At 60.2% G+C, this 18,975-nt stretch carries 18 protein-coding genes; 13 read left to right on the top strand and 5 right to left on the bottom strand.

Translation table 11 applies throughout. The features are described from left to right. The first annotated feature begins 104 nt into the window (after positions 1 to 104). The 9 genes from RBB49_RS12260 (at position 105) to RBB49_RS12220 (ending at position 8,082) form a co-directional block, all read left to right on the top strand. On the top strand, positions 105 to 620 hold the full coding sequence (locus RBB49_RS12260) for a TRAP transporter small permease (protein ID WP_306143078.1): 516 nt from the start codon (positions 105 to 107) through the stop codon (positions 618 to 620). 11 nt (positions 621 to 631) lie between these two features. Continuing rightward, positions 632 to 1,963 carry a TRAP transporter large permease gene (locus RBB49_RS12255; protein WP_306143077.1) on the top strand — a complete coding sequence of 444 codons (1,332 nt, stop codon included), beginning with the start codon at positions 632 to 634 and terminating at the stop codon, positions 1,961 to 1,963. Positions 1,964 to 1,970: 7 nt separating this feature from the next. Continuing rightward, positions 1,971 to 3,284: a histidinol dehydrogenase gene (gene hisD, locus RBB49_RS12250; RefSeq protein ID WP_306143076.1), complete on the top strand. Its 1,314-nt coding sequence runs from the start codon at positions 1,971 to 1,973 to the stop codon at positions 3,282 to 3,284. Positions 3,285 to 3,288: 4 nt separating this feature from the next. Then, positions 3,289 to 4,041, top strand: a complete 753-nt coding sequence (locus RBB49_RS12245) for an SDR family NAD(P)-dependent oxidoreductase (protein WP_306143075.1) — start codon at positions 3,289 to 3,291, stop codon at positions 4,039 to 4,041. Then, positions 4,038 to 5,033 (top strand): zinc-binding dehydrogenase, encoded by a 996-nt coding sequence (locus tag RBB49_RS12240; protein WP_306143074.1) that lies wholly within the window; start codon positions 4,038 to 4,040, stop codon positions 5,031 to 5,033. Before RBB49_RS12245 ends, RBB49_RS12240 begins: the two co-directional genes overlap by 4 nt. A 10-nt stretch (positions 5,034 to 5,043) precedes the next feature. Next, complete coding sequence (locus RBB49_RS12235) at positions 5,044 to 5,334, top strand: UxaA family hydrolase (RefSeq protein ID WP_306143073.1); 291 nt, start codon at positions 5,044 to 5,046, stop codon at positions 5,332 to 5,334. Between the two features lie 12 nt (positions 5,335 to 5,346). Continuing rightward, positions 5,347 to 6,528, top strand: a complete 1,182-nt coding sequence (locus tag RBB49_RS12230; protein ID WP_306143072.1) for a UxaA family hydrolase — start codon at positions 5,347 to 5,349, stop codon at positions 6,526 to 6,528. Positions 6,529 to 6,582: 54 nt separating this feature from the next. Further along, positions 6,583 to 7,590, top strand: coding sequence for an Ldh family oxidoreductase (locus RBB49_RS12225; protein ID WP_306143071.1), 1,008 nt, complete (start codon positions 6,583 to 6,585; stop codon positions 7,588 to 7,590). A gap of 72 nt (positions 7,591 to 7,662) precedes the next feature. Further along, complete coding sequence (locus tag RBB49_RS12220) at positions 7,663 to 8,082, top strand: universal stress protein (protein WP_306143070.1); 420 nt, start codon at positions 7,663 to 7,665, stop codon at positions 8,080 to 8,082. Positions 8,083 to 8,110: 28 nt separating this feature from the next. Here RBB49_RS12220 and RBB49_RS12215 read toward each other — a convergent pair whose 3' ends face one another. Genes RBB49_RS12215 through RBB49_RS12205 form a run of 3 tightly spaced genes read right to left on the bottom strand, consistent with a single transcriptional unit; the run spans position 8,111 to position 10,549 of the window. After that, complete coding sequence (locus tag RBB49_RS12215; RefSeq protein ID WP_306143069.1) at positions 8,111 to 9,064, bottom strand: hypothetical protein; 954 nt, start codon at positions 9,062 to 9,064, stop codon at positions 8,111 to 8,113. Next, complete coding sequence (locus tag RBB49_RS12210; protein ID WP_306143068.1) at positions 9,042 to 9,476, bottom strand: hypothetical protein; 435 nt, start codon at positions 9,474 to 9,476, stop codon at positions 9,042 to 9,044. The genes RBB49_RS12215 and RBB49_RS12210 overlap by 23 nt, the downstream gene beginning before the upstream one ends. Beyond that, entirely contained in the window at positions 9,473 to 10,549 is a 1,077-nt protein-coding gene (locus tag RBB49_RS12205) for a glycosyltransferase (protein WP_306143067.1), read from the bottom strand. Before RBB49_RS12205 ends, RBB49_RS12210 begins: the two co-directional genes overlap by 4 nt. 147 nt (positions 10,550 to 10,696) lie before the next feature. Here RBB49_RS12205 and RBB49_RS12200 point away from each other — a divergent pair, with 147 nt between their 5' ends. The 4 genes from RBB49_RS12200 to RBB49_RS12185 are packed head-to-tail and all read left to right on the top strand — an operon-like array spanning position 10,697 to position 16,687. Next, positions 10,697 to 10,990: a hypothetical protein gene (locus RBB49_RS12200; RefSeq protein ID WP_306143065.1), complete on the top strand. Its 294-nt coding sequence runs from the start codon at positions 10,697 to 10,699 to the stop codon at positions 10,988 to 10,990. A gap of 8 nt (positions 10,991 to 10,998) precedes the next feature. Then, positions 10,999 to 13,914, top strand: a complete 2,916-nt coding sequence (locus RBB49_RS12195) for a caspase family protein (protein WP_306143064.1) — start codon at positions 10,999 to 11,001, stop codon at positions 13,912 to 13,914. Between the two features lie 17 nt (positions 13,915 to 13,931). After that, on the top strand, positions 13,932 to 14,393 hold the full coding sequence (locus RBB49_RS12190) for a hypothetical protein (protein ID WP_306143062.1): 462 nt from the start codon (positions 13,932 to 13,934) through the stop codon (positions 14,391 to 14,393). Between the two features lie 14 nt (positions 14,394 to 14,407). Next, the gene (locus RBB49_RS12185; protein ID WP_306143061.1) at positions 14,408 to 16,687 is read left to right on the top strand and encodes a glycosyltransferase; all 2,280 of its coding nucleotides are present in this window, start codon (positions 14,408 to 14,410) and stop codon (positions 16,685 to 16,687) included. A 101-nt stretch (positions 16,688 to 16,788) separates the two neighbouring features. Here the strand turns inward: RBB49_RS12185 and RBB49_RS12180 are convergent, their stop codons facing one another. Both RBB49_RS12180 and RBB49_RS12175 read right to left on the bottom strand, forming a co-directional pair. Continuing rightward, positions 16,789 to 17,448, bottom strand: coding sequence for a VPLPA-CTERM sorting domain-containing protein (locus RBB49_RS12180; protein ID WP_306143060.1), 660 nt, complete (start codon positions 17,446 to 17,448; stop codon positions 16,789 to 16,791). Between the two features lie 183 nt (positions 17,449 to 17,631). Beyond that, a complete protein-coding gene (locus RBB49_RS12175) occupies positions 17,632 to 18,177 on the bottom strand; it encodes a TlpA disulfide reductase family protein (RefSeq protein ID WP_306143059.1) in 546 nt (181 codons plus the stop codon). Positions 18,178 to 18,975: the final 798 nt, after the last annotated feature.

Here is an 18,975-nt window from a genome sequence, read left to right as displayed (position 1 = left end):
TTGATCGGCCAGCGCCAAAGGCGCTGGCCTGGTCCCTTTTCAAACATCACCACGCCCGATGACCGCATCAGATCTATCTGATGGGAACGGCAGAGGAGTGCCCCATGTCGAATGTTCTTCAAGCCCTGGACCGGAACGGCGAGCGATGGCTCCTGCTGGTCTTCTACGTGATGCTTGTGCTGACCATGTTCATTGAAGTGGTCCGGCGTGAGGTCTTTGCCTATTCGTCCATCTGGGGCGAGGAAATCGTCCGTTATTCCTTTATCTACCTCGCGTGGATCGGTGCTGCGGCAGCGGTCAAGGAGCGCGGACACATCCGCATCGACGTGATCATGCAGTATGTCAGCCCGCGGGTGAAAGCGGTGCTTTACATATTCGGCGATCTCGTCATGGCCTTCGTTGCCGTCGTCGCCTTCTACTGGTCGCTTGAGACAGTTCTGGTTTCCGCGAAATTCGGCTCGGTGACCCATGGATTGCGGATCTCGCAGGTCTGGTTCCTGTCCGCCGTGCCCTTCGGCTTCGCCCTGGTGCTGTTCCGACTGGCCCAGTCCCTTCTTCGTGACATCAAAGACTTTCGTGACGGCCGTCCCGTCTACGAAGGCGACAAACTGTTCGACTGAGGGAGACAGCCATGCTTTGGAATCAACTTCAGCAACAGACCGTCGAGCTGGGATGGGATTTTTATGGCCCGGTTCTGATCTTCGTTGTTCTGGTCGCTCTTGCCGTTCCGGTCTGGGCCGCCATCGGGGCAGCGGCAATCGCCATGCTCATGATCTCCGGCGCGCTGCCGCTTTCGCTGGTCGGTGAAAGCCTGTTCCACGGGATCGACCATTTCGCCCTGACAGCCGTTCCGCTGTTCATCCTGACAGGTGACGTTCTTGTGCGCACCGGTCTCAGCCGCAAGTTTCTCGATGTTGCGGAAGCGCTGACGTGCTGGGCGAAAGGCGGTTTCGGCTCCGCGACCGTTCTGGTCTGCGGCATGTTCTCGGCCATTTCCGGGTCCGACGCCGCCGGTGCTGCAGCCGTTGGCCGGATGACCATCGAACGGCTTGTGGAAAGCGGCTACCCGCGTCCTTATGCCTGTGCCCTGGTTGCCGCCGGTGCGTGTACCGGCATCCTGATCCCGCCGTCGATCGCCTATATCATCATCGGCCTCGTGCTCGGAATTTCGGCGTCGACGCTGTTCCTGGCCGCGCTGATCCCGGGCATTGCCATTCTCGTCTCGATCCTCGTGACCAATATCGTCATGAACCGTATCTATGCCTATGAGGGCGGGGGGCTGATGACCTTCGGCGAATGGGCGGCAAATCTCGGCAAGGCGCTGAAATCCGGCTGGTACGCATTCATCGTTCCAGGTGTGATCTTCTACGGCATCTTCTCCGGTCGTCTGACACCGACCGAGGCGGGCGCGGTCGCGGTCATGATCACCATCGGCATGGGGTTCCTCCTGGGGACGCTGAAGCTGTCGGACTTTCCGGCCATGCTCGTGAGCTCGGCCAAGGTGAACGGCGTTATCGTTCCGATCATCGCCTTTTCCCTGCCTCTTGCGCAGGCGCTCGCTATCCTCGGGGTGCCGCAGGGCTTCGTCTACGCGGTCACATCGCTGACCAGTGAGCCGGCGCTGCTGATCCTGTTGATGATCCTGATCCTGATCGCCGCGGGCTGTGTCATGGAGACGACCCCGAACATCGTGATCCTGGCACCGATCCTGAAGCCACTTGCCGATAATATCGGCATGAACGAAATTCAGTTCTGTATCATGATGATCACCGCACTCGGTGTGGGCTTCATTACACCGCCGCTCGGTCTCAACCTGTTCGTGGTGTCGGGCCTGACCGGCGAGTCGATCCTGAAGATCGCAGCGAAGGCAGTTCCGTTCGTCTTCTTCATGCTGCTCGTGACGCTGTTGATCGCCTATGTGCCGGCGCTCTCCACCACGCTGCTGCCAGACATTTACAAGTAGGTGCACCATGACTGTTGAGTATTTGAAGAAAGCGGTCCTCACGTCGAAAACCGACGCGTCCGAAACCACCAAGATCGTGCAGGAAATCCTGGATACGATCGAGCAGGGTGGGGATGCAGCGGCACTCGACTACGCGGCCAAGTTTGACAAGTATGACGGCGACATTCTGCTCAGCGATGCGGCGATCGCCGAGGCAGCAGCCAAGGTCCCGGAAAAACTGAAACGGGATATCGAGTTCGCCCATGCCAATGTGAAGCGCTTCGCAGAGGCGCAAAAGGAGACCTGCCAGGATATCGAGGTCGAAGTCATTCCGGGCCTGATCGCGGGCCAGAAAAGCATCCCCGTCGAAACGGCGGGCTGCTACATACCAGGCGGGCGCTACAGTCATATTGCCAGCGCGATCATGACGGTGACGACGGCCAAGGTCGCCGGCTGCAAGAACATCATCGCCTGCTCGCCGCCTCGGCCCGGTGTCGGCATCAATCCCGCCATCATCCACGCTGCCAAGGTGTGCGGCGCGGACAAGATCCTGGCAATGGGTGGGGTCCAGGGTGTCGCTGCCATGACGTTCGGCCTGTTCGGCCTGCCCAAGGCAAACATTCTGGTCGGGCCGGGCAACCAGTTCGTTGCGGAGGCCAAGCGGATCCTGTTCGGCCGCGTGGGCATCGACATGATCGCGGGACCAACGGACAGTCTGATCCTGGCAGACGGCAGCGCCGATGCAATGGTCGTGGCTGCGGATCTCGTCGGACAGGCCGAGCACGGCTACAATTCACCTGTCTGGCTGGTGACAGATACGAGGTCTCTGGCAGAAGAGGTGATGTCTCTCGTGCCACAGCTCATTGATGACCTTCCGGAGGTGAACCGCGACAACGCGACCGCCGCCTGGCGGGACTACGCGGAGGTCATCGTGTGCGACACCCGCGAGGAAATGGCGGCAACCTCGGATGCCTATGCGCCGGAACACCTGACCGTTCAGGCCGAGGATCTGGACTGGTGGCTCGACCGTCTGTCCTGCTACGGCTCGCTGTTCCTCGGCGAAGAGACGACGGTGGCCTTCGGCGACAAGGCATCGGGGACCAACCACGTGCTTCCGACCTCGGGCGCGGCGAGTTACACAGGTGGCCTGTCGGTCCACAAGTACATGAAAATCGTGACGTGGCAGCGTGCAACGCGAGACGGTGCCAAGCCGATTGCCGAAGCCACGGCGCGCATTTCCCGGCTTGAAGGGATGGAAGGCCATGCCCGAACGGCAGACATCCGGCTGAAGAAATATTTCCCGCAGGAAACATTCGATCTGACAGCGGATCCGGAAGCCTGACCGAATGGCCAATCTGTTCGACGTCTCCGGCAAGGTGGCTTGCGTCACCGGTGCAAGCTCCGGGCTCGGCCGGCGTGCAGCAACCGCGCTTGCGCGGGCCGGTGCGTCTGTCGTCGGGGTTGCCAGACGGTCTGCTGACCTGGAGGAGTGGAGACGGGATGCGGGCGGACAGACGGCAGCCGTCACGGCGGATCTTTCCGACCGCGCGCGTGTCGCAAGCGTGGCGGCTAGCATTGCCGGTTCGTTCGGACCGCCGCAGATCCTGGTGCATGCTGCCGGGATCAATACACGCGAAACGGCCGACGAGGTGACGCCCGAGGGGTGGGACATCACCCTGTCGCTCAACCTGACGGTTCCGTTTTTCCTCTCAAAAGCCTTTGTGCCGGCGATGCGGGAAAAGCGCTGGGGCCGGATTGTGACCTTTGCGTCCCTGCAGACAACGCGCGCGTTCCCGGGCGGTATCGCCTATGGCGCGTCGAAGGGCGGCATTGGTCAGCTCACGCGGGCAATGGCAGAAGCGTGGTCGAAGGACGGCATCAACGCAAACGCGATCGGCCCCGGGTTTTTCCCGACGGAACTGACCGCGGCTGTCTTCGGCGACGACGAACGTGCGAAGCGCAACGCGGCACAAACATGCATCGGGCGCAATGGCGAACTGGAGGATATGGACGGGCCGCTGCTGTTTCTTTGTTCGGATGCGTCTGCTTATGTGACCGGCCAGGTGCTGATGGTCGATGGAGGGTTCACCGCAAAATGAAAGCTCTTGTCTATACCGGGCCCGAGAGCCAGTCCTACAGGGATGTTGCCGATCCGGTACCGTCCGAGGGAGAGGTCCTGATCAAGGTTGCCCATACCGGTATCTGCGGTTCGGACATGCACGCCTTCCTCGGCCATGATGAACGCCGCCCAGCGCCGCTTATCCTTGGGCATGAAGTTGCCGGGACGGTGGTATCAGGCGCGCAATCCGGACGGCGTGTCACGGTCAATCCGCTGGTGAGCTGCGGGGTCTGCGAAGCCTGTCTTTCCGGACGGGACAACCTGTGCGTCAACCGCCAGATCATTTCGATGCCGCCGCGCGAAGGCGGTTTTGCCGATTACCTCGCAATGCCGGAAAGCAATCTGGTAACCGTGCCCGACCACGTCACCGACGCACAGGCCGCGCTTGCCGAACCGATTGCCTGTGGCTGGCACGCGGTGCGGCTGGCAATACAAGCGCTTGCCACAGACCCGGCAAACGCACGCGCGCTTGCGATTGGTGGCGGCGCCATCGGACTGGGCGCTGCCCTGTCCCTAAAGGCGCAGGGCATCGCAAATGTCCAGTTGATTGAGCCGAATGCGGAGAGAGCACATTTTCTGCAGGAAAATTGCGGCATAGACGTTTTGAGCCCGGACCAGGTGGAGGCGAGCGGGCTTTACGATGTCGTCGTGGACGGCGTCGGATATCCTGCCACGCGTACCACGGCGTCGGCCAGGGTCAAACCGGGAGGCGTCATCGCCCATATCGGCCTCGGTTCAGCTGAAGGCGGGCTTGACATACGGCGGATCACCCTTCAGGAAATTCAATTCATCGGCACGTATACCTACACCGCACAAGACTTCCGCGACACCGCAGCAGCCATGTTCGATGGCCGGCTCGGCGCACTCGACTGGGTTGAAAGCCGCCCGCTGTCGGAGGGGCTGAGCGCCTTCACCGACCTGCGCGCCGGTCACGTCGCGGTTCCGAAGATTTTACTGACACCAGACGCCTAAGGAGACATTCATGTCTGAAATTCCCCACCTTCTCGTTCACGAGCATGCCGACAATGTCGGCGTGGTCGTTGTGGAGGGCCTGACCGCCGGCACCGACATGCTGTGCTGTGTCACCCACGACAATTCCACGTTCCGGCTGACAGCGGGCGCAGACGTGCCGATCGGACACAAGATTGCCCTGAAGGACCTGAACGACGGCGACACCGCCATCAAATACGGCGAGGACATCGGCAAGATCATTGCCGAGATTCCGAAGGGCGGCCACGTCCATACCCATAACTGCAAAACCAAGCGCTGGTAAGGAGCCGTGTCCATGTCTTCCAAGTATTCAAACATCACGGTGAAAGCGTTCCGGCGCGAAAACGGCAGAGTGGGCGTACGTAACCACGTCGTCATCCTTCCGGTCGATGACATTTCAAACGCTGCCTGTGAAGCTGTCGCCAACAATGTGAAGGGCACGCTTGCGATCCCGCACGCCTATGGCCGCCTGCAATTCGGCGAGGATCTGGAACTCCATTTCAGAACCATGATAGGAACCGGTGCGAACCCGAATGTCGCTGCTGTCGTCGTGATCGGTATCGAGCCCGGCTGGACCAAGCGGATCGCCGACGGGATCCGGGAAACCGGCAAGCCGGTGGCCGAGTTCTCGATCGAGCAGAACGGTGACTTCGAGACGATCCGTGCCGCATCCTGGAAAGCGAAGGAGTTCGTGCACTGGTCGAGCGAACTTCAGCGTGAAGAGTGCTCCATTTCCGATATCTGGGTGTCTACGAAATGCGGTGAGAGCGACACCACGACAGGTCTCGGATCGTGCCCGACCGTCGGCAACATGTATGACAAGCTGCTGCCGGAAGGCATCACCGGTTTCTTCGGCGAAACGTCCGAAATCACCGGTGCGGAACACATCTGCCAGAAACGCGCGATCAACGAAGAGGTCGGTGAGCGTTGGTACAAGATGTGGAAGGCGTATCAGGACGATGTGATTTTCGCACACCAGACTGATGACCTTTCCGACAGCCAGCCGACCAAGGGCAACATCGAGGGCGGTCTGACAACGATCGAGGAAAAGGCGCTCGGCAACCTTGAGAAGATCGGCCGCACGTCGCAGTACATCGATATTCTGGAACCTGCGGAAGCACCAAAATCCGGCAAGGGGCTCTATTTCATGGATTCCTCTTCCGCTGCCGCGGAATGCGTGACACTCATGGCGGCCGGTGGCGCGGTGATCCACACCTTCCCGACCGGGCAGGGGAACGTGGTCGGAAATCCGATCGTGCCCGTCATCAAGATCACGGCCAATCCGCGCACCGTCCGGACCATGAGCGAACATGTCGACGTGGACGTTTCCGGCATCTTGCGGCGCGAGATGACGATTGACGAGGCGGGCGATGAACTGATCGACATGATCCGCCGCACGGCGAACGGCCGCAACACAGCTGCCGAAGCGCTGGGTCACCGGGAGTTCTCCATGACCAAGCTCTACCGCAGCGCTTAAACGCAGTCGGCAGGCGGCCGGCAACCCGGCCGCCCGCAATGGAAAGGAATACGCGTGGAACCGAGCAATCGACTCAGCCTTGATGAGGCGACCAGCCTGATTCAATCGGCCTTTGCCGGTGTTGGTGTTTCCGGTGACATCGCTCGTTGCGTTGCAAGGGCGCTGGTTGCCGCAGAAGCGGAAGGTCAGGTGGGGCACGGTTTTTCCCGCGTTGAAGATTATGCGGCGCAAGTGCGCACCGGCAAGATCAATGCAAACGCGGTTGTCGAGATCCACCAGACCGGGACCGGCAGTCTTCTGGCGGATGCGGGTTTCGGTTTCGCCTATCCGGCGCTTGAACAGATCATGGAAAGAGGCATTGCACTCGCCGAGACCAGCGGCTGCGTCACGATGGGTGTTACGCGCTCGCACCATTGCGGGGCCCTGTCGGTGCAGGTGGAGAAGCTCGCCCGGGAAGGGCTCGTTACCATCATGGTAGCCAACACGCCGGCTGCGATGGCCCCTTATGGAGCAAAGGAAGCCGTGTTCGGCACCAACCCGATCGCCTTCGCTGCGCCGCGCGGCGGCCGTGATCCGCTCGTCATGGATCTGTCTTTGTCCAGGGTTGCGCGCGGAAAGGTGATGAGCGCGCACAAGGCCGGCAAGCCGATCCCGGAAGGCTGGGCGCTGGACGCAGAAGGCAAGCCGACGACCGACCCGGAAAAGGCGCTGGCAGGGACCATGCTGCCTATCGGAGAGGCGAAGGGCACGGCGCTGGCACTCATGGTGGAAATTCTTGCATCCGTGATGACGGGTGCGTCGTTCAGTTCGCAGGCAACGTCATTCTTCAAGGCAGACGGTCCGTCCCCCGGGGTCGGTCAGTTCCTGATTGCCATGAAACCGCAGGACGGTCAGTTCGCCGAACGGCTGGAGGAACTGCTGTCGCTCATTGAAACGCAGGAAGGCGCACGTCTGCCCGGCAGCCGCCGGTCTTCCGCGATCCGCGAGGCGCAAGCAAACGGCATCGATGTGCCGGTTCGCTACATTGACGCCTTGCGAAAGCTCGCCGAGGGCGGAACCTGAGATAAAGACGGCCGCCGAACATCCAGCGGATCGATCCGGCCACACCGAAGGAAACGGAGGCAACGTAAGCGCATGTATAAGCATATCCTCATTCCGGTTGCGCTCGACCACGAAACGCTTGTCGACCGGAAGCTTGAAATCGCACGGCATCTTCTGGCCGAAGATGGCCGGATCACGCTTTTGACTGTGCTGGAGAACATTCCCGGCTTCGTCTCCGAATTTGTCGATCTCAAGATCGACAATCACCTGACGCAGAAGGTGGAAGACAGGCTCAGGTCGGCAGCCGATGGGGACGAACGCATCAGCTGCAAGGTCGTCACCGGCAAACCGGGCGTACAGATCGCCGCTTTTGCCGAGGCCGCCGGGACTGACCTTATCCTGGTTGGATCGCACCACCCATCGGCGCAGGACTATTTCCTGGGATCGACCGCGTCGCGGGTTGTGCGCAGGGCTGGGTGCTCGGTGTTCGTCGTGAGGGACAGCGACGGCTGAGCATCATCGCCGGATTGCCTTGCGCCCGTCATGCGGTCATTGTCATGCCGAATGCCCGCTGAGGGCGATAGGTTGATTTGATGAAGCGGGAAGCTGCGGCGTCGAGATCAGCGATTTTCAATCCCAGGTCGTCATTCAGGCGAGCGCCGAGTTCCAGGGTCTTGTCACGCCTTGCAGCGGCGTCATTCCAGTTCTGAAGAACGTCCTGCCGCCAGAATGTTTCAATCCAGCCATAGTCGGCCACGCGGACGTGGTCGAAGTCCTCCAGTGCCGTCATCACGCAGCCGAGGCGTGCGCCGAAGATGGCCCAGTCGCCGTTTGGCGCGTCAACGCCAACGCTGCACCAGATCCTGAGGCGCTCAAGGTTGGCAGCGCCAATGTGCTGAAAGAGCGCTTCGCCTTTCGGAAGATCGGGCCACGCTTCATAGGCGAGAATGCCACCGGCGAGATTGAATTTCACACCTTCGCGAAATCCGCCCCGGAAAGCCTGAAACGGACTTGCCGTCATGTGGACTTCAGACAGGACGCGGTTGACCTGGAAGTAGGGAGTTGTCCAGCAGAAGTCGACGGCGGCCTCCCGGCGCTGGGCATTTTCATGCGAGCGCAGCGTCACCAGGGCTTCGCGGGGCCAGATCTTGACGCCGCCATTGCCATATTCAAGGGCGTTCAGGACGTTGCGGGCGCTGAAGGAAAACACCGCGCCCCGATCCCGTGGCGATACGTCGAATGTGCCGGTGAAAAACAGATCGTCAATCAGCAGGTTGTCCGCGTCGATGGTGATGACGTGATCGCTCGCGGCGAGTTCACCTGCCTGCCTGTGCGCTGCATCGAACCCCTCGACACCATGTACGCGCTTTGCGTGCGGCAGAAGCTCCAGAACACGCGCAAAATGCGTGTCGGCATTCGGCTCGTCAAAGCTCAGGAATACGGCATCACATGTCGACAGGTCGAGCACGGTGTCACCAGTCCTTGTCGTTGCCAAGATGAACGATTGCTTCCGGCTGCCACTTCTCGAGCAGGAGGTCCTTCCGCCTGACGAAATAGGCACGCCAGTCGAGTTCGGGAAGGGACAAGGCACCGGCGGTGACATTGGGCAGCGCATCGTAGGCCAGTCCGGTCTCCTGAAGCGGTACAAGATCGGTCAGATCCACAACGATCACCGGCAGCATGTCCTGGTCCTTTGCACCCTTGCGGGCCGCCGGCAAAAGCAGTTCGATGTCTTCCCAGCCAAGGCCACACAGATTGACCAGCATGATCGAGACCGCCTTGCTGGGTCGCACGAGACCGTCGATGACCGGGCTGTCGCTGTTGAATGGCCAGGCGGCTTCACCCGGATCCAGCCCGGGTGTCTTTTCCTTGCGGCCCCAGCTTATCTGGAAAGAAAAATCCTTCATCCAACTCCATACCTGCCGAAAGGTGATTTTGTAAGGGATGTCAGCACGTCCTGCCAAGTGGCCGCCAGCGTTGTCCGGTCGCGTGCCGCCGCTGCTTCGGCTGCGTGCCGGCCCCGTTCCGTCCACACACCGGTGTCTTCTTCAAGCGCGCTCTTCAGGGCGGCCGCGAGACAGCCGTCTTCGTAGATCAGGCCGGATTTCGGAGGGTCGACAACGTCCCGGAGACCGGGCATGTCCGGTCCAAGAACCGAGCGCGCGAAGGTTGCGGCCAGAATGGCGGAACCCGATGTCAGCGACGCCCGGTAGGGCAGCACGACAAAATCGGCGGCGGCGTGCAGCTTGCCGACATTCTCCTGTGTCGCAAAACCCTCGAACAGCACAAGGCGGTCGTCCCCGGGCAGCGTGAGTGTGAAGTTGCTTGCCTGTTCGCCTGCAAAGACCAGCCGGTCATCAGCTCCGGCAGAAGCAAGGAAGGCTTCTGCGAGTTCGACCGGTTGCTTGTAAGGCGCGATCCGCCCGGGAGACAGCACCACACGGCGAGCGCCCGACAGTCCCAGTTCGCTGCGTGCGGTGCTGCGCGCGTAGACCGGGTACGCGCCTTCGTAGTTGTGATGCGCGATGATCCGGATCTTTCTTTCAGGCAATTTCAATTCAGCTCGTGCGGCGGTCAGCGCATGGAGCGAGTGCAGATGGAGTATGTCGGCAAGCTCACACAGGCCGGCCTGGAGATCATCGTTCGCAGCGCCCTTTTGCCTGTCATGCGGTGCAAGATTGTGGATTGTCCACACCACCTTGCCGCCGGCGGCGCGAAACCTTGCCAAATCGTCCAGAAACTCTTCGACAGACTTCGGGGAGCCGGCTCCAATGAGCACGGCATGCTCCCAGTGCAGATGGAACAGGTGCGGACGCTCAGGTGCTTCGGCTTGCAGGCTCAGCGCATCCTCGATCGACCCCGGCTCTGCCGTGAATGCCGGTTCCAGACTTTCGTAAAGCAGCGTCTGGTATGGATTTGTCCCTCTGTAGTCCGGGAAAAACGTGATTTGCTGCGCGCTTAGGTCTTGCGAAGTGATCATGGCTGCAAATCTGAACATCACTGGTTGGCAGGCGGGGACCATGGGGTGATGTCAAACTCAACAGCGTTTGACTTGACACCTAATCCGGGGTCGCTTCTAATCTTTTGCATATTTTTATTAATGTCAAAAATTCGGGTGAAGGCAGCTATGCCACGTTGGGTTCTCGGAAAAGTCCTGGCCTTGCTGAGCGTTCTCGGCATCCCGCTCAGCAACGCCGCGGCGCAGAATTCCCGCCAGTTCGAATCTCCGGCCTCGGCGCGCGCCTACCTGCGTGCGAACCCTGACGGGCCGGAGGCCAATGCCGCGTTTCTGGCGCTCGTGGAGTTTCGCCTGATGCGGGAGAATCCCGGCTTGTCCAGGGACGAAATCATCGCGATCTTCAATCGGAATGCTTCGGCCTCGACCGGGGCACGTCCGGCACCGGTGCCAGGCCTTTATTGAGAAAAACCATGCGTTGGCCAATTCGGGTATTTTTCAAGTCAACCGGAGCCATTGCGATTGCTGCGGTGGTTCTTCTTGCACCTGCAAGGGCGCAAACGACCGATGCGCTGGCCGGATCGACCTCCCGCGTCGCGCTGGTGATCGGCAATTCGGCCTACCAGTCAGTTGCACCGCTGCCCAATCCTGTAAACGATGCCGAACTGGTTGCTGAGAAACTCTGGGAAGCCGGTTTCGAGGTCATTGAAACGCTCGATGGCGATCGGGAGAAAATGCTTGCCGATCTTGCCACTTTCCGCAGCCGCCTCAGAGAAGGCAGTGAGGCGCTGTTCTACTATGCCGGCCATGGCGTGCAGATCGGTGGCCGCAACTATCTTCTGCCTGTTTCCGTCGCACCCAGATCTGTCGAGGAACTGGTCGAGCAGTCGATCGACGCGCAACTCTTTGTCGACATCATGTCGAACTCGGGTGCCAAGCTGAACATCGTGCTGCTGGATGCGTGCCGCAACAATCCCTTCGGGGAAATCACGGACGAGGAAACAGAAACGATCGCCTCGCGCGCAATCAGTCTTGGCGCATCACGCGAAGAAGTGTCGCGAGGCCTGGAACAGCTGTCGCAATCCAGCCGGGGCGGGCTCGCGGAAATGACGGCCGGCGACACGGAAACGGTGATCAGTTTCGCGACGGCGCCGGGGTCCGTGGCCTATGACGGCGAGGGCCGGCACAGCCCCTATACCCAGGCGATTGCCGACAACATCAGCGAACCCGGGCTCGAAATCATCGACCTTTTCAGGAGAATTCGGGGCAGCGTGCGTGAAAACACCGCCGGCGAACAGATCACCTGGACCACGAGCACGCTGGAGAGCCGGTTTTACTTCATTCCGCTCGTGGACGATCTGCGGCTGGCGACGACAGGCATGTCCATTGCGTCCGATACGCTGGGCGGGCTGCCTCCGCGCCGTATCATCGACCGGACTTTCTGGCGGTCCATCCGCGACAGCGAAAGGGCGGAAGCCTTTGCCTCCTACATCCGGACCATGCCGCGCGGGGCCTTCGTCGAGGACGCAAAGGAGCAACTCAGACAGCTCGGGGGCGATCCCGACAGCATCCTTGTTTCCGACACGGCGCTGCCGGACGCCGCTCCTGCCAGGGGGCCGGTTTCCGGAGACAATGGCCGAAACGACATTATCTCTTCACTGGACAGTGCACGCCTGAATATTCCGATCGGGGTCGGCCAAAAGCGGCTTCAAACCGCAGCTGCCGACAATGGTTGGGTCTATGTCGAAAGCGCGTCCCGTCTTGGCGTCGTGACGGAAAGTTCCGGCAAGCCGCTGCATGGCGGCACGGTTCACTGGCTTTCAGACGAAAATGAGCTGTCCTACACGCCCCAGGTCGGCTCCAATGGCGGCCGCGATGCCTTCCGCAGCCTTGCTTTGGGTGAGGAAGGGAACACCGCTCCGATCGAAGCGCAGCTCGATGTCTATGTCGACGCGTGCGATATCCTTGCCGGAAACCCGTATGACAGCCAGCGTGTCACGGCCGGCACCCGGCAGTTCATCATTGACCGCAATTTCGATGCTGCCATCGAAGTCTGCGAAATCGCCGTTGCGAATTATCCGGACGTGGAAAGGTTCTGGGCTCAGCTCGCCCGGGCCTACCGGTCTGCAGGTGAGTATGAAAAGGCGATCGAGTGGCAGCAGAAAGCCGTCGATGCCGGTTATGCCTCCGCCATGGTTTATCTCGGCCAGATGTATCTGGATGCGCAAGCCGTGCCGCAAGACTATCCGCGTGCAAAGGAACTGTTCGAAGAAGCCGCCGACCGGGGGGAAACTGCTGCCTTCACGGCTCTCGCCTGGATCCATCGCGCCGGTGTCGGCGTTCCCCAGGACTATGGCCGTGCCCTAGAGTTTTACCGGGAAGGGGCGGACCTTGGGAACGACTGGGCAATGACCAACATCGCCGAGTTTTACCAGAAAGGGTTTGGCGTTGAAAAGGATCCGAACGAGGCGGTGGACTGGTATACGGCCGCTGCGAAGAGCGGTGAGTTGACGGCACAAACCCGCCTGGCGCGCATGTATCAGAACGGCGACGGCATCCCGAAGGATTTCGAACAGGCGCGCTTCTGGTTTGAAACGGCTGCAGGGCGCGGTGTACCCAACGCGCTTACACGGCTAGGGATCATGTACGAGAACGGGCAGGGGCTCGACAAGGATGTGGAAGCGGCCGTGCGGCTGTTTACACGGGCTGCACAGGAAAACGATGCGGAAGCCTATTACCGGCTGGCAGGTGTCTACGCCTCCAGGCATCCCCTTTATGATGATCCGGAACGTGCCGCTACGCTGTTTGAGCGCGCAATAGAGGAGGATGTCTTCGGGGCGGAGCGCGGACTGGCGCGGCTGCTTCTGGAAGGACGGGGTGTTGCCAAGGATGTGAACCGGGCGCGCGAGCTGTTCTCCGCCGAAGGGGAAAGGAACCCCTGGGCGGCTCGGGATGCCGGTCGCGCGTGGGCCTCCGCCGACGGCGTTGAACCCGATTTTACCGAAGCCGCCCGCTGGTTCCGGATCGCGGCAGAGGGGGGTGTGCCGTGGGCCGCGCTCGATCTGGCACGCCTGACTGAAGCCGGGCGCGGGGTACCCAAGGACAGGCGCGCTGCCCTGATCTGGTATGCCACGGCGCTCGGGTTGAGCGACAATGCGAGTCTGGCCGAATCCGTAGCCAAGAGCACGTCTTCCTTCACACGGAAAGAGTATGTTGCGGCTGCCCAGTCAATCCTGTCGGAGCTCGGGGTTCTGTCCGGCCCGGCAGACGGGCAACTGGGGCCTGCGACGCGCCGGGCCGTCAATGAGGCTTTCACGGCGCGAGGACTGACACCACCAGGCGATGATATCACCCTCGATGATCTGTCGAGACTGACACAAATGGAATGAAAGACAGGCGGGAACCAATGATCAAGACCATTGCAGCTCTATTCGTCCTAACTGTGTTCCTGGCAGGATGTGTCAGTTCCTCGGTCAGCCGTCCTGACGTGTCCATCGATGCAGAAGTCGCCCGTCTGAAGCAACAGGGATTCCGGCAGGTGACACGGACATCCGACGGAACGCGCATCTTGCGCTACAGCGGCCGTATCTCGTCCGCGGTCGAATGCAGAACCGGCTCGAACAGCTTCGCGCGCATTCCTTCCAGGCAACGGACAGCGGATGGACAGACGCAGACCATCACGCTTGACGCCTATCTTCAACTCTCACCCGGGTCCGACGGCATCCTGCGCAATTCGGGGCGCGACGGCATCTACATTGTCACAATCAAAACGCGCGAGCGAGGCGGCAGCACCTCGCTGACCGGCATCAAATTCGGACCGCGCGGCCAGGCGACCTCCCGCTCCGGTCTGACATGCCGCGCAGCCTAGTCGGACGATCCTAGTTGGCACGGTCATCCGCCGTACGGCTTGATGTTTTTGTACTTGCAGACATTCGTATCGGCGATGTCGCAGCGCCGTGCCATGCCGCAATGCTTGAAGGGCTCGCCAAGGCCGGGTACCGGGTCGGCGTTCTTCCGGTTGCGCCTGCCGAGATCAAGACGGACCCTTACGCGATAGACGCAACCTATTGCCGGCTTTTCGAAGAGGGCCGCTTGAGGCGTCTGGCTCCTGGCGTGCAGGTCGAGTGCGGACTTGCGCTCGGGCTCGACGCACGTCTGTTTTCCGTGCCTCTCGGTAACGTGTGTTCGGTCAAGGCAGATCATCGCGTGATAACGCTTGAGCGCCCGGCCGATTTCGCGTCCATGACGCCCACCCAGCTTGAGTGTGTTGCGGAAAACACTGGCGAGGTGCTCGGCGGGCCGGTTCTCTGGGCCCCGACAACACGGATTGGCAGGGATGCTCTGTCCTACTGTGTCCCACACTGGCCGACAACAAAAACCGACTGGTTGCCGACAGTGCCTTCAGCGCGCATTTCACATCGAGAGGGAACGGAACGGGCGCGGCCGACCGTCGGTCTGGGCCATCATGCACGCGCGCGGTCGGGGCCATGGATCGTGTCGGTTGCAGCTGGTGCACGCGCCTTCCGGGCCGCCAACGTCCTCTGGCGGCTGCGTGCCGCGCCGGATGCAGATCGCCCTTTATGGCCGCAGGCCGCACCCGTCGAAGTCTGGCCCGACGATCAGATCGGGTTTTTCGAATTCCTCGGCAAGATCGACATCCTCGCCAATGGCACTCAGGCCGCCGACGATCCGTGTCCTGTCGAAGTCCTGTGCGCGCTTCAAAGCGGCGTCGTTCCCTTTCTCGAACCCGCATACAGAGCCGTTTTTGCGGGAACGGCGATCTATGGCCGGTCGTCCGAGATTGCCCAGCGCGCCCTGGAGTTTCATGAGACCCCCTCTCTCGTCGCCGACCTGCGGGCCGGCGGCAAGGAGCTCATTGATAAAATGTTCACGGCTCAGGCCGCTGTTTCCAGAGTGCGGGATCTCATCGGCAAACCGCGTGACAACCCCTATGCGCCGGCAGTTCACGCGTCACCGGGCAAGCGGGTGCTTTTTTATTCGACCAACGGTATCGGGCTTGGGCATCTGACGCGTCAACTCGCCATTGCCCGGCGCTTGCCTGCACACCTCACACCCGTGTTCGTGAGCCATTCCAGAGCCGTCGATATCGTGCATCGCTACGGGTATTCGGGTGAGCATCTGCCGTATCATTCAGCTTACGGTGAGCGCAAGGAACACTGGGATGTGGCGCTGACGGATGCGTTGACCGCAGCTCTCGACTTCTACGATCCCAGTGCCCTGGTTTTCGACGGCAACGTTCCGTTCCTGGGACTGATGAGGGCGATGGATACGCGGCCCGATGTCGCGCGGGTCTGGATCCGGCGTGCGTTCTGGGGCGCGAACCGGGATCTGGATGCACTGGACCGGGGCGCCACGTTCGACCTCGTCGTGGAACCGGGCGAGCTGGCGTGGGCGCGCGACGACGGGCCGACCGTCGCCTATCGGCCTCAGGCGCTGCTGGTGCCGCCGGTCAGACTTCTGGACCGAAATCAAATGCTGGACCGGCAGGCTGCCTGCGCGCAGCTCGGCCTTGATGCGGAGCATGTCAACGTTCTCGTCGCGCTTGGATCAGGCAACAACACCGATACCAGCCGTATGGCAGCGCGGACGCTTGCGCACCTTCACGGGCGTTCCGGTGTCGGGACAACGCTCGCCGAGTGGCGTATCGCCGGGGAGAGCACAGACTTGCCGGCAGGTGTTACCCGGCTCACCGAGTACCCGTTCGGCAAATTTCTGAGAGCATTCGACATTGCCGTGGCCGCAGCGGGTTACAACACGTTCACGGAACATATGGCGGAAGGATTGCCAACCGTCTGGGTGCCAAATGAACACGCGCAGCAGGACAGGCAAATCCTGAGGGGACGTTTTGCAGAGGCAAACGGGCTGGGTTGTCTCGTGCGGCACAGAGCCGATTTCGGCCTCAAGCCCGCTCTTGATCGCTTGCTGGACCCGGGAACTCGAGAGGTCATGCGCGCTGCGCATGCCGGTATCGCAAATCATCTTGCAGAGAACGGCGCGACTGGTGCGGGTGAAGCGATTGCCAGTCTGTGCGAGACCGCGATGGTCAGGGTCGTGCCCGGGCGGGACGATGATGAGCCGCAGCCGGACGATCCCGATGTTGAAAGCGATGAGGTCGATGACGTCAGCGACAGTCCTGCATAGGGTACGGGTCTTCCTGACAGCTGTTGTCCTGCCGGACCAAAAAACCGGGCCAATTGGCCCGGTTTCAACTTCACACCAAAAAGTCCGTTTTCAAACCCCGGTCAGGCGGCCTTGCGCCTGCGCATCCGCATTCCCGCGAGAACGGCAAGGCCAACCGGGAGAAGAGCGATGCCGGCTGGCAGCGGTACCGCGGTAAGTTTGAGATTGAAATCGCAAACCGAACCGTTGCCGCAGGGAGCTCCCGGTCCACCGTTGGGTCCCTTGGTGAAGAACCACCCCGAAAGTCCGAGCATGTTTTTCTTCTTGTCATTGGCGCCGACGCCATACTGGAACGTATAGGGACCGTTCTGGGGCTTCATGAGCAGTTCGTACATGCTCGTGAAGGTTCCGACACCCGTCAACGTGGACACGTCCACGAGATCCATGAAGGTCCAGGTCGTTTCGTCGCCCTTGTTCTTTCCCTTCGCGTCCAGGCCCGCCGCTGTCTGAGCGGTCCAGTCCCGGAAGTTTGCAAAGCTCAGCTTCACGTCGTAACCGTCGCCGATATTGTTCGTGGCAGTACCAGTCAGCGATCCGGTATCGTCGCTGTACCTGGTGAACGTGGCACCAGGCTGAAAATGATAGCTCAGGCCATTCATGTAGAGGCTGTGCTTGCCGGGTGCGTAGCTCATCACGTTGTATTGTTCAACGACAGTCGCAGCTGTTGCAACCGATGCGCCAAACATGAGCAGCACCGCTCCCGCTATTACACTTCTTAGCATGGGTTTTCCCTCTTATCGCTATGTCTAAACACAATCTTTCTTTTTGAATTAACCTCACGTTTACAATGTTCTCCAGCATCGGTCAATGCGAGTTGCGTTGGGGGGCGGAGTGCCACTCCATTCTGCAACCTTATTGCAATCAAAACGGGTTTTTTCCAAAATACGCTGGCCATGGTCCATCACCTAGGATCCCAAAATCGAGGACAGCTGGTCCATCGTCTCGGGGCTGTCCCACTTGGCCGGTCCGACCATGCGTCCGATTTCACGGCCTTCCGGGTCGATCAGCACCGTTGTTGGAATGCCGAAGACATTGAAGCTGCGCATGGAGTTCTGGGACGGGTCCATGTAGACGGGAAGGTCCGTCAGCTTGTGGAGCCGGTAGAAGCTTTCGATGTTCCCTGCGCCGGTCGTGTCGATGGAGATCGGCATCACGCGCATGTTCCGGTTGCCCAGATCGCGCGCGAGCTGATCAAGCGCGGGCATTTCTTCGCGGCACGGCTCACACCAGGTGGCCCAAACGTTCACGATCAGGTAGTCGCCCGCAAAGTCCGTCAGGTCCAACGCGTTACCTGCAGCGTCTGAAAAAGCCGTCTCGGGGAGTTCCCGTGGTGTTTCAAGCATGGTGAAACGGCCTGGAGGCAGGTCCGAGCTGAAGAGAAGCGGATAAAGATTTGCCACAACGACAAAGCTGCCGATCAGGACCAGGAATGTCGTGAGTGATGAACGCATGAAACAAACTCAAATTCAAAAGACGGGCTTCAAGTCCTGCAGCTTGTTTTCCGCATGCTGTGTCGCCTCGTTTCAGTTATTCAGGTTTGTTAGCGCAGTCGACCGCCGGTGTGATCAAAAAACTGTGTGCCCGCACGCAACAGCTTTGCCGAATCCGTTTGTGCATTTCTTGCAAGAACGCATTTGGTTCGAGCATAAGGGGGCGCACCAGTGTCAACATCACGGTCTCAGATTTCACGCCTGCAAGCCACGATCGCTCGTCCGATGCGAAGATATGTTGCAGTGCATTATCAATTGGTTGAATGCGCATGCCTAATTTGTATTGCCGATCGGCCATTGACCGGGCGTGGCTCGGTTCAGAACCGCGTGTGTGATCCAGTTCATACGTCTGAAACGTGAGAATTCTGCGGATTTTGACGATCATACATAAGTATTAATCCATCGGAATAGTAGTACTCATACGTATGATTATACCTAAGTAGCGTAATTCGTAAGTAGTGTTGTAAACGCAAAAGCCACTGCTAGTGTCCCGATCTCAATTCTGATCAATTCAGTCTTGCTCATCAAAGTTGTTTTTCGGATGTGAAGCCTAGTGAGGCAGGTTTTGCAAATTTTCGAAGCAACTTTCGAGTAAATTGTCTGGTTTGTCTTGTGGGCAATCTGTGCGTGTCCGGTTCGTGTGACCGACGGTCAATTCCCGCTCCAAACGGATCAAGAATTTCCCAGCCTCACTTCAAGGTCTCGTCTTCGTCTTTTGTGCGATGCGGAAATCTCTGTCGGGGCCAGACATAGTCGAAG

Source organism: Roseibium sp. MMSF_3412 (assembly GCF_030733265.1).
GTDB lineage: Bacteria > Pseudomonadota > Alphaproteobacteria > Rhizobiales > Stappiaceae > Roseibium.
This window is presented reverse-complemented; position numbering and strand designations above follow the sequence as displayed.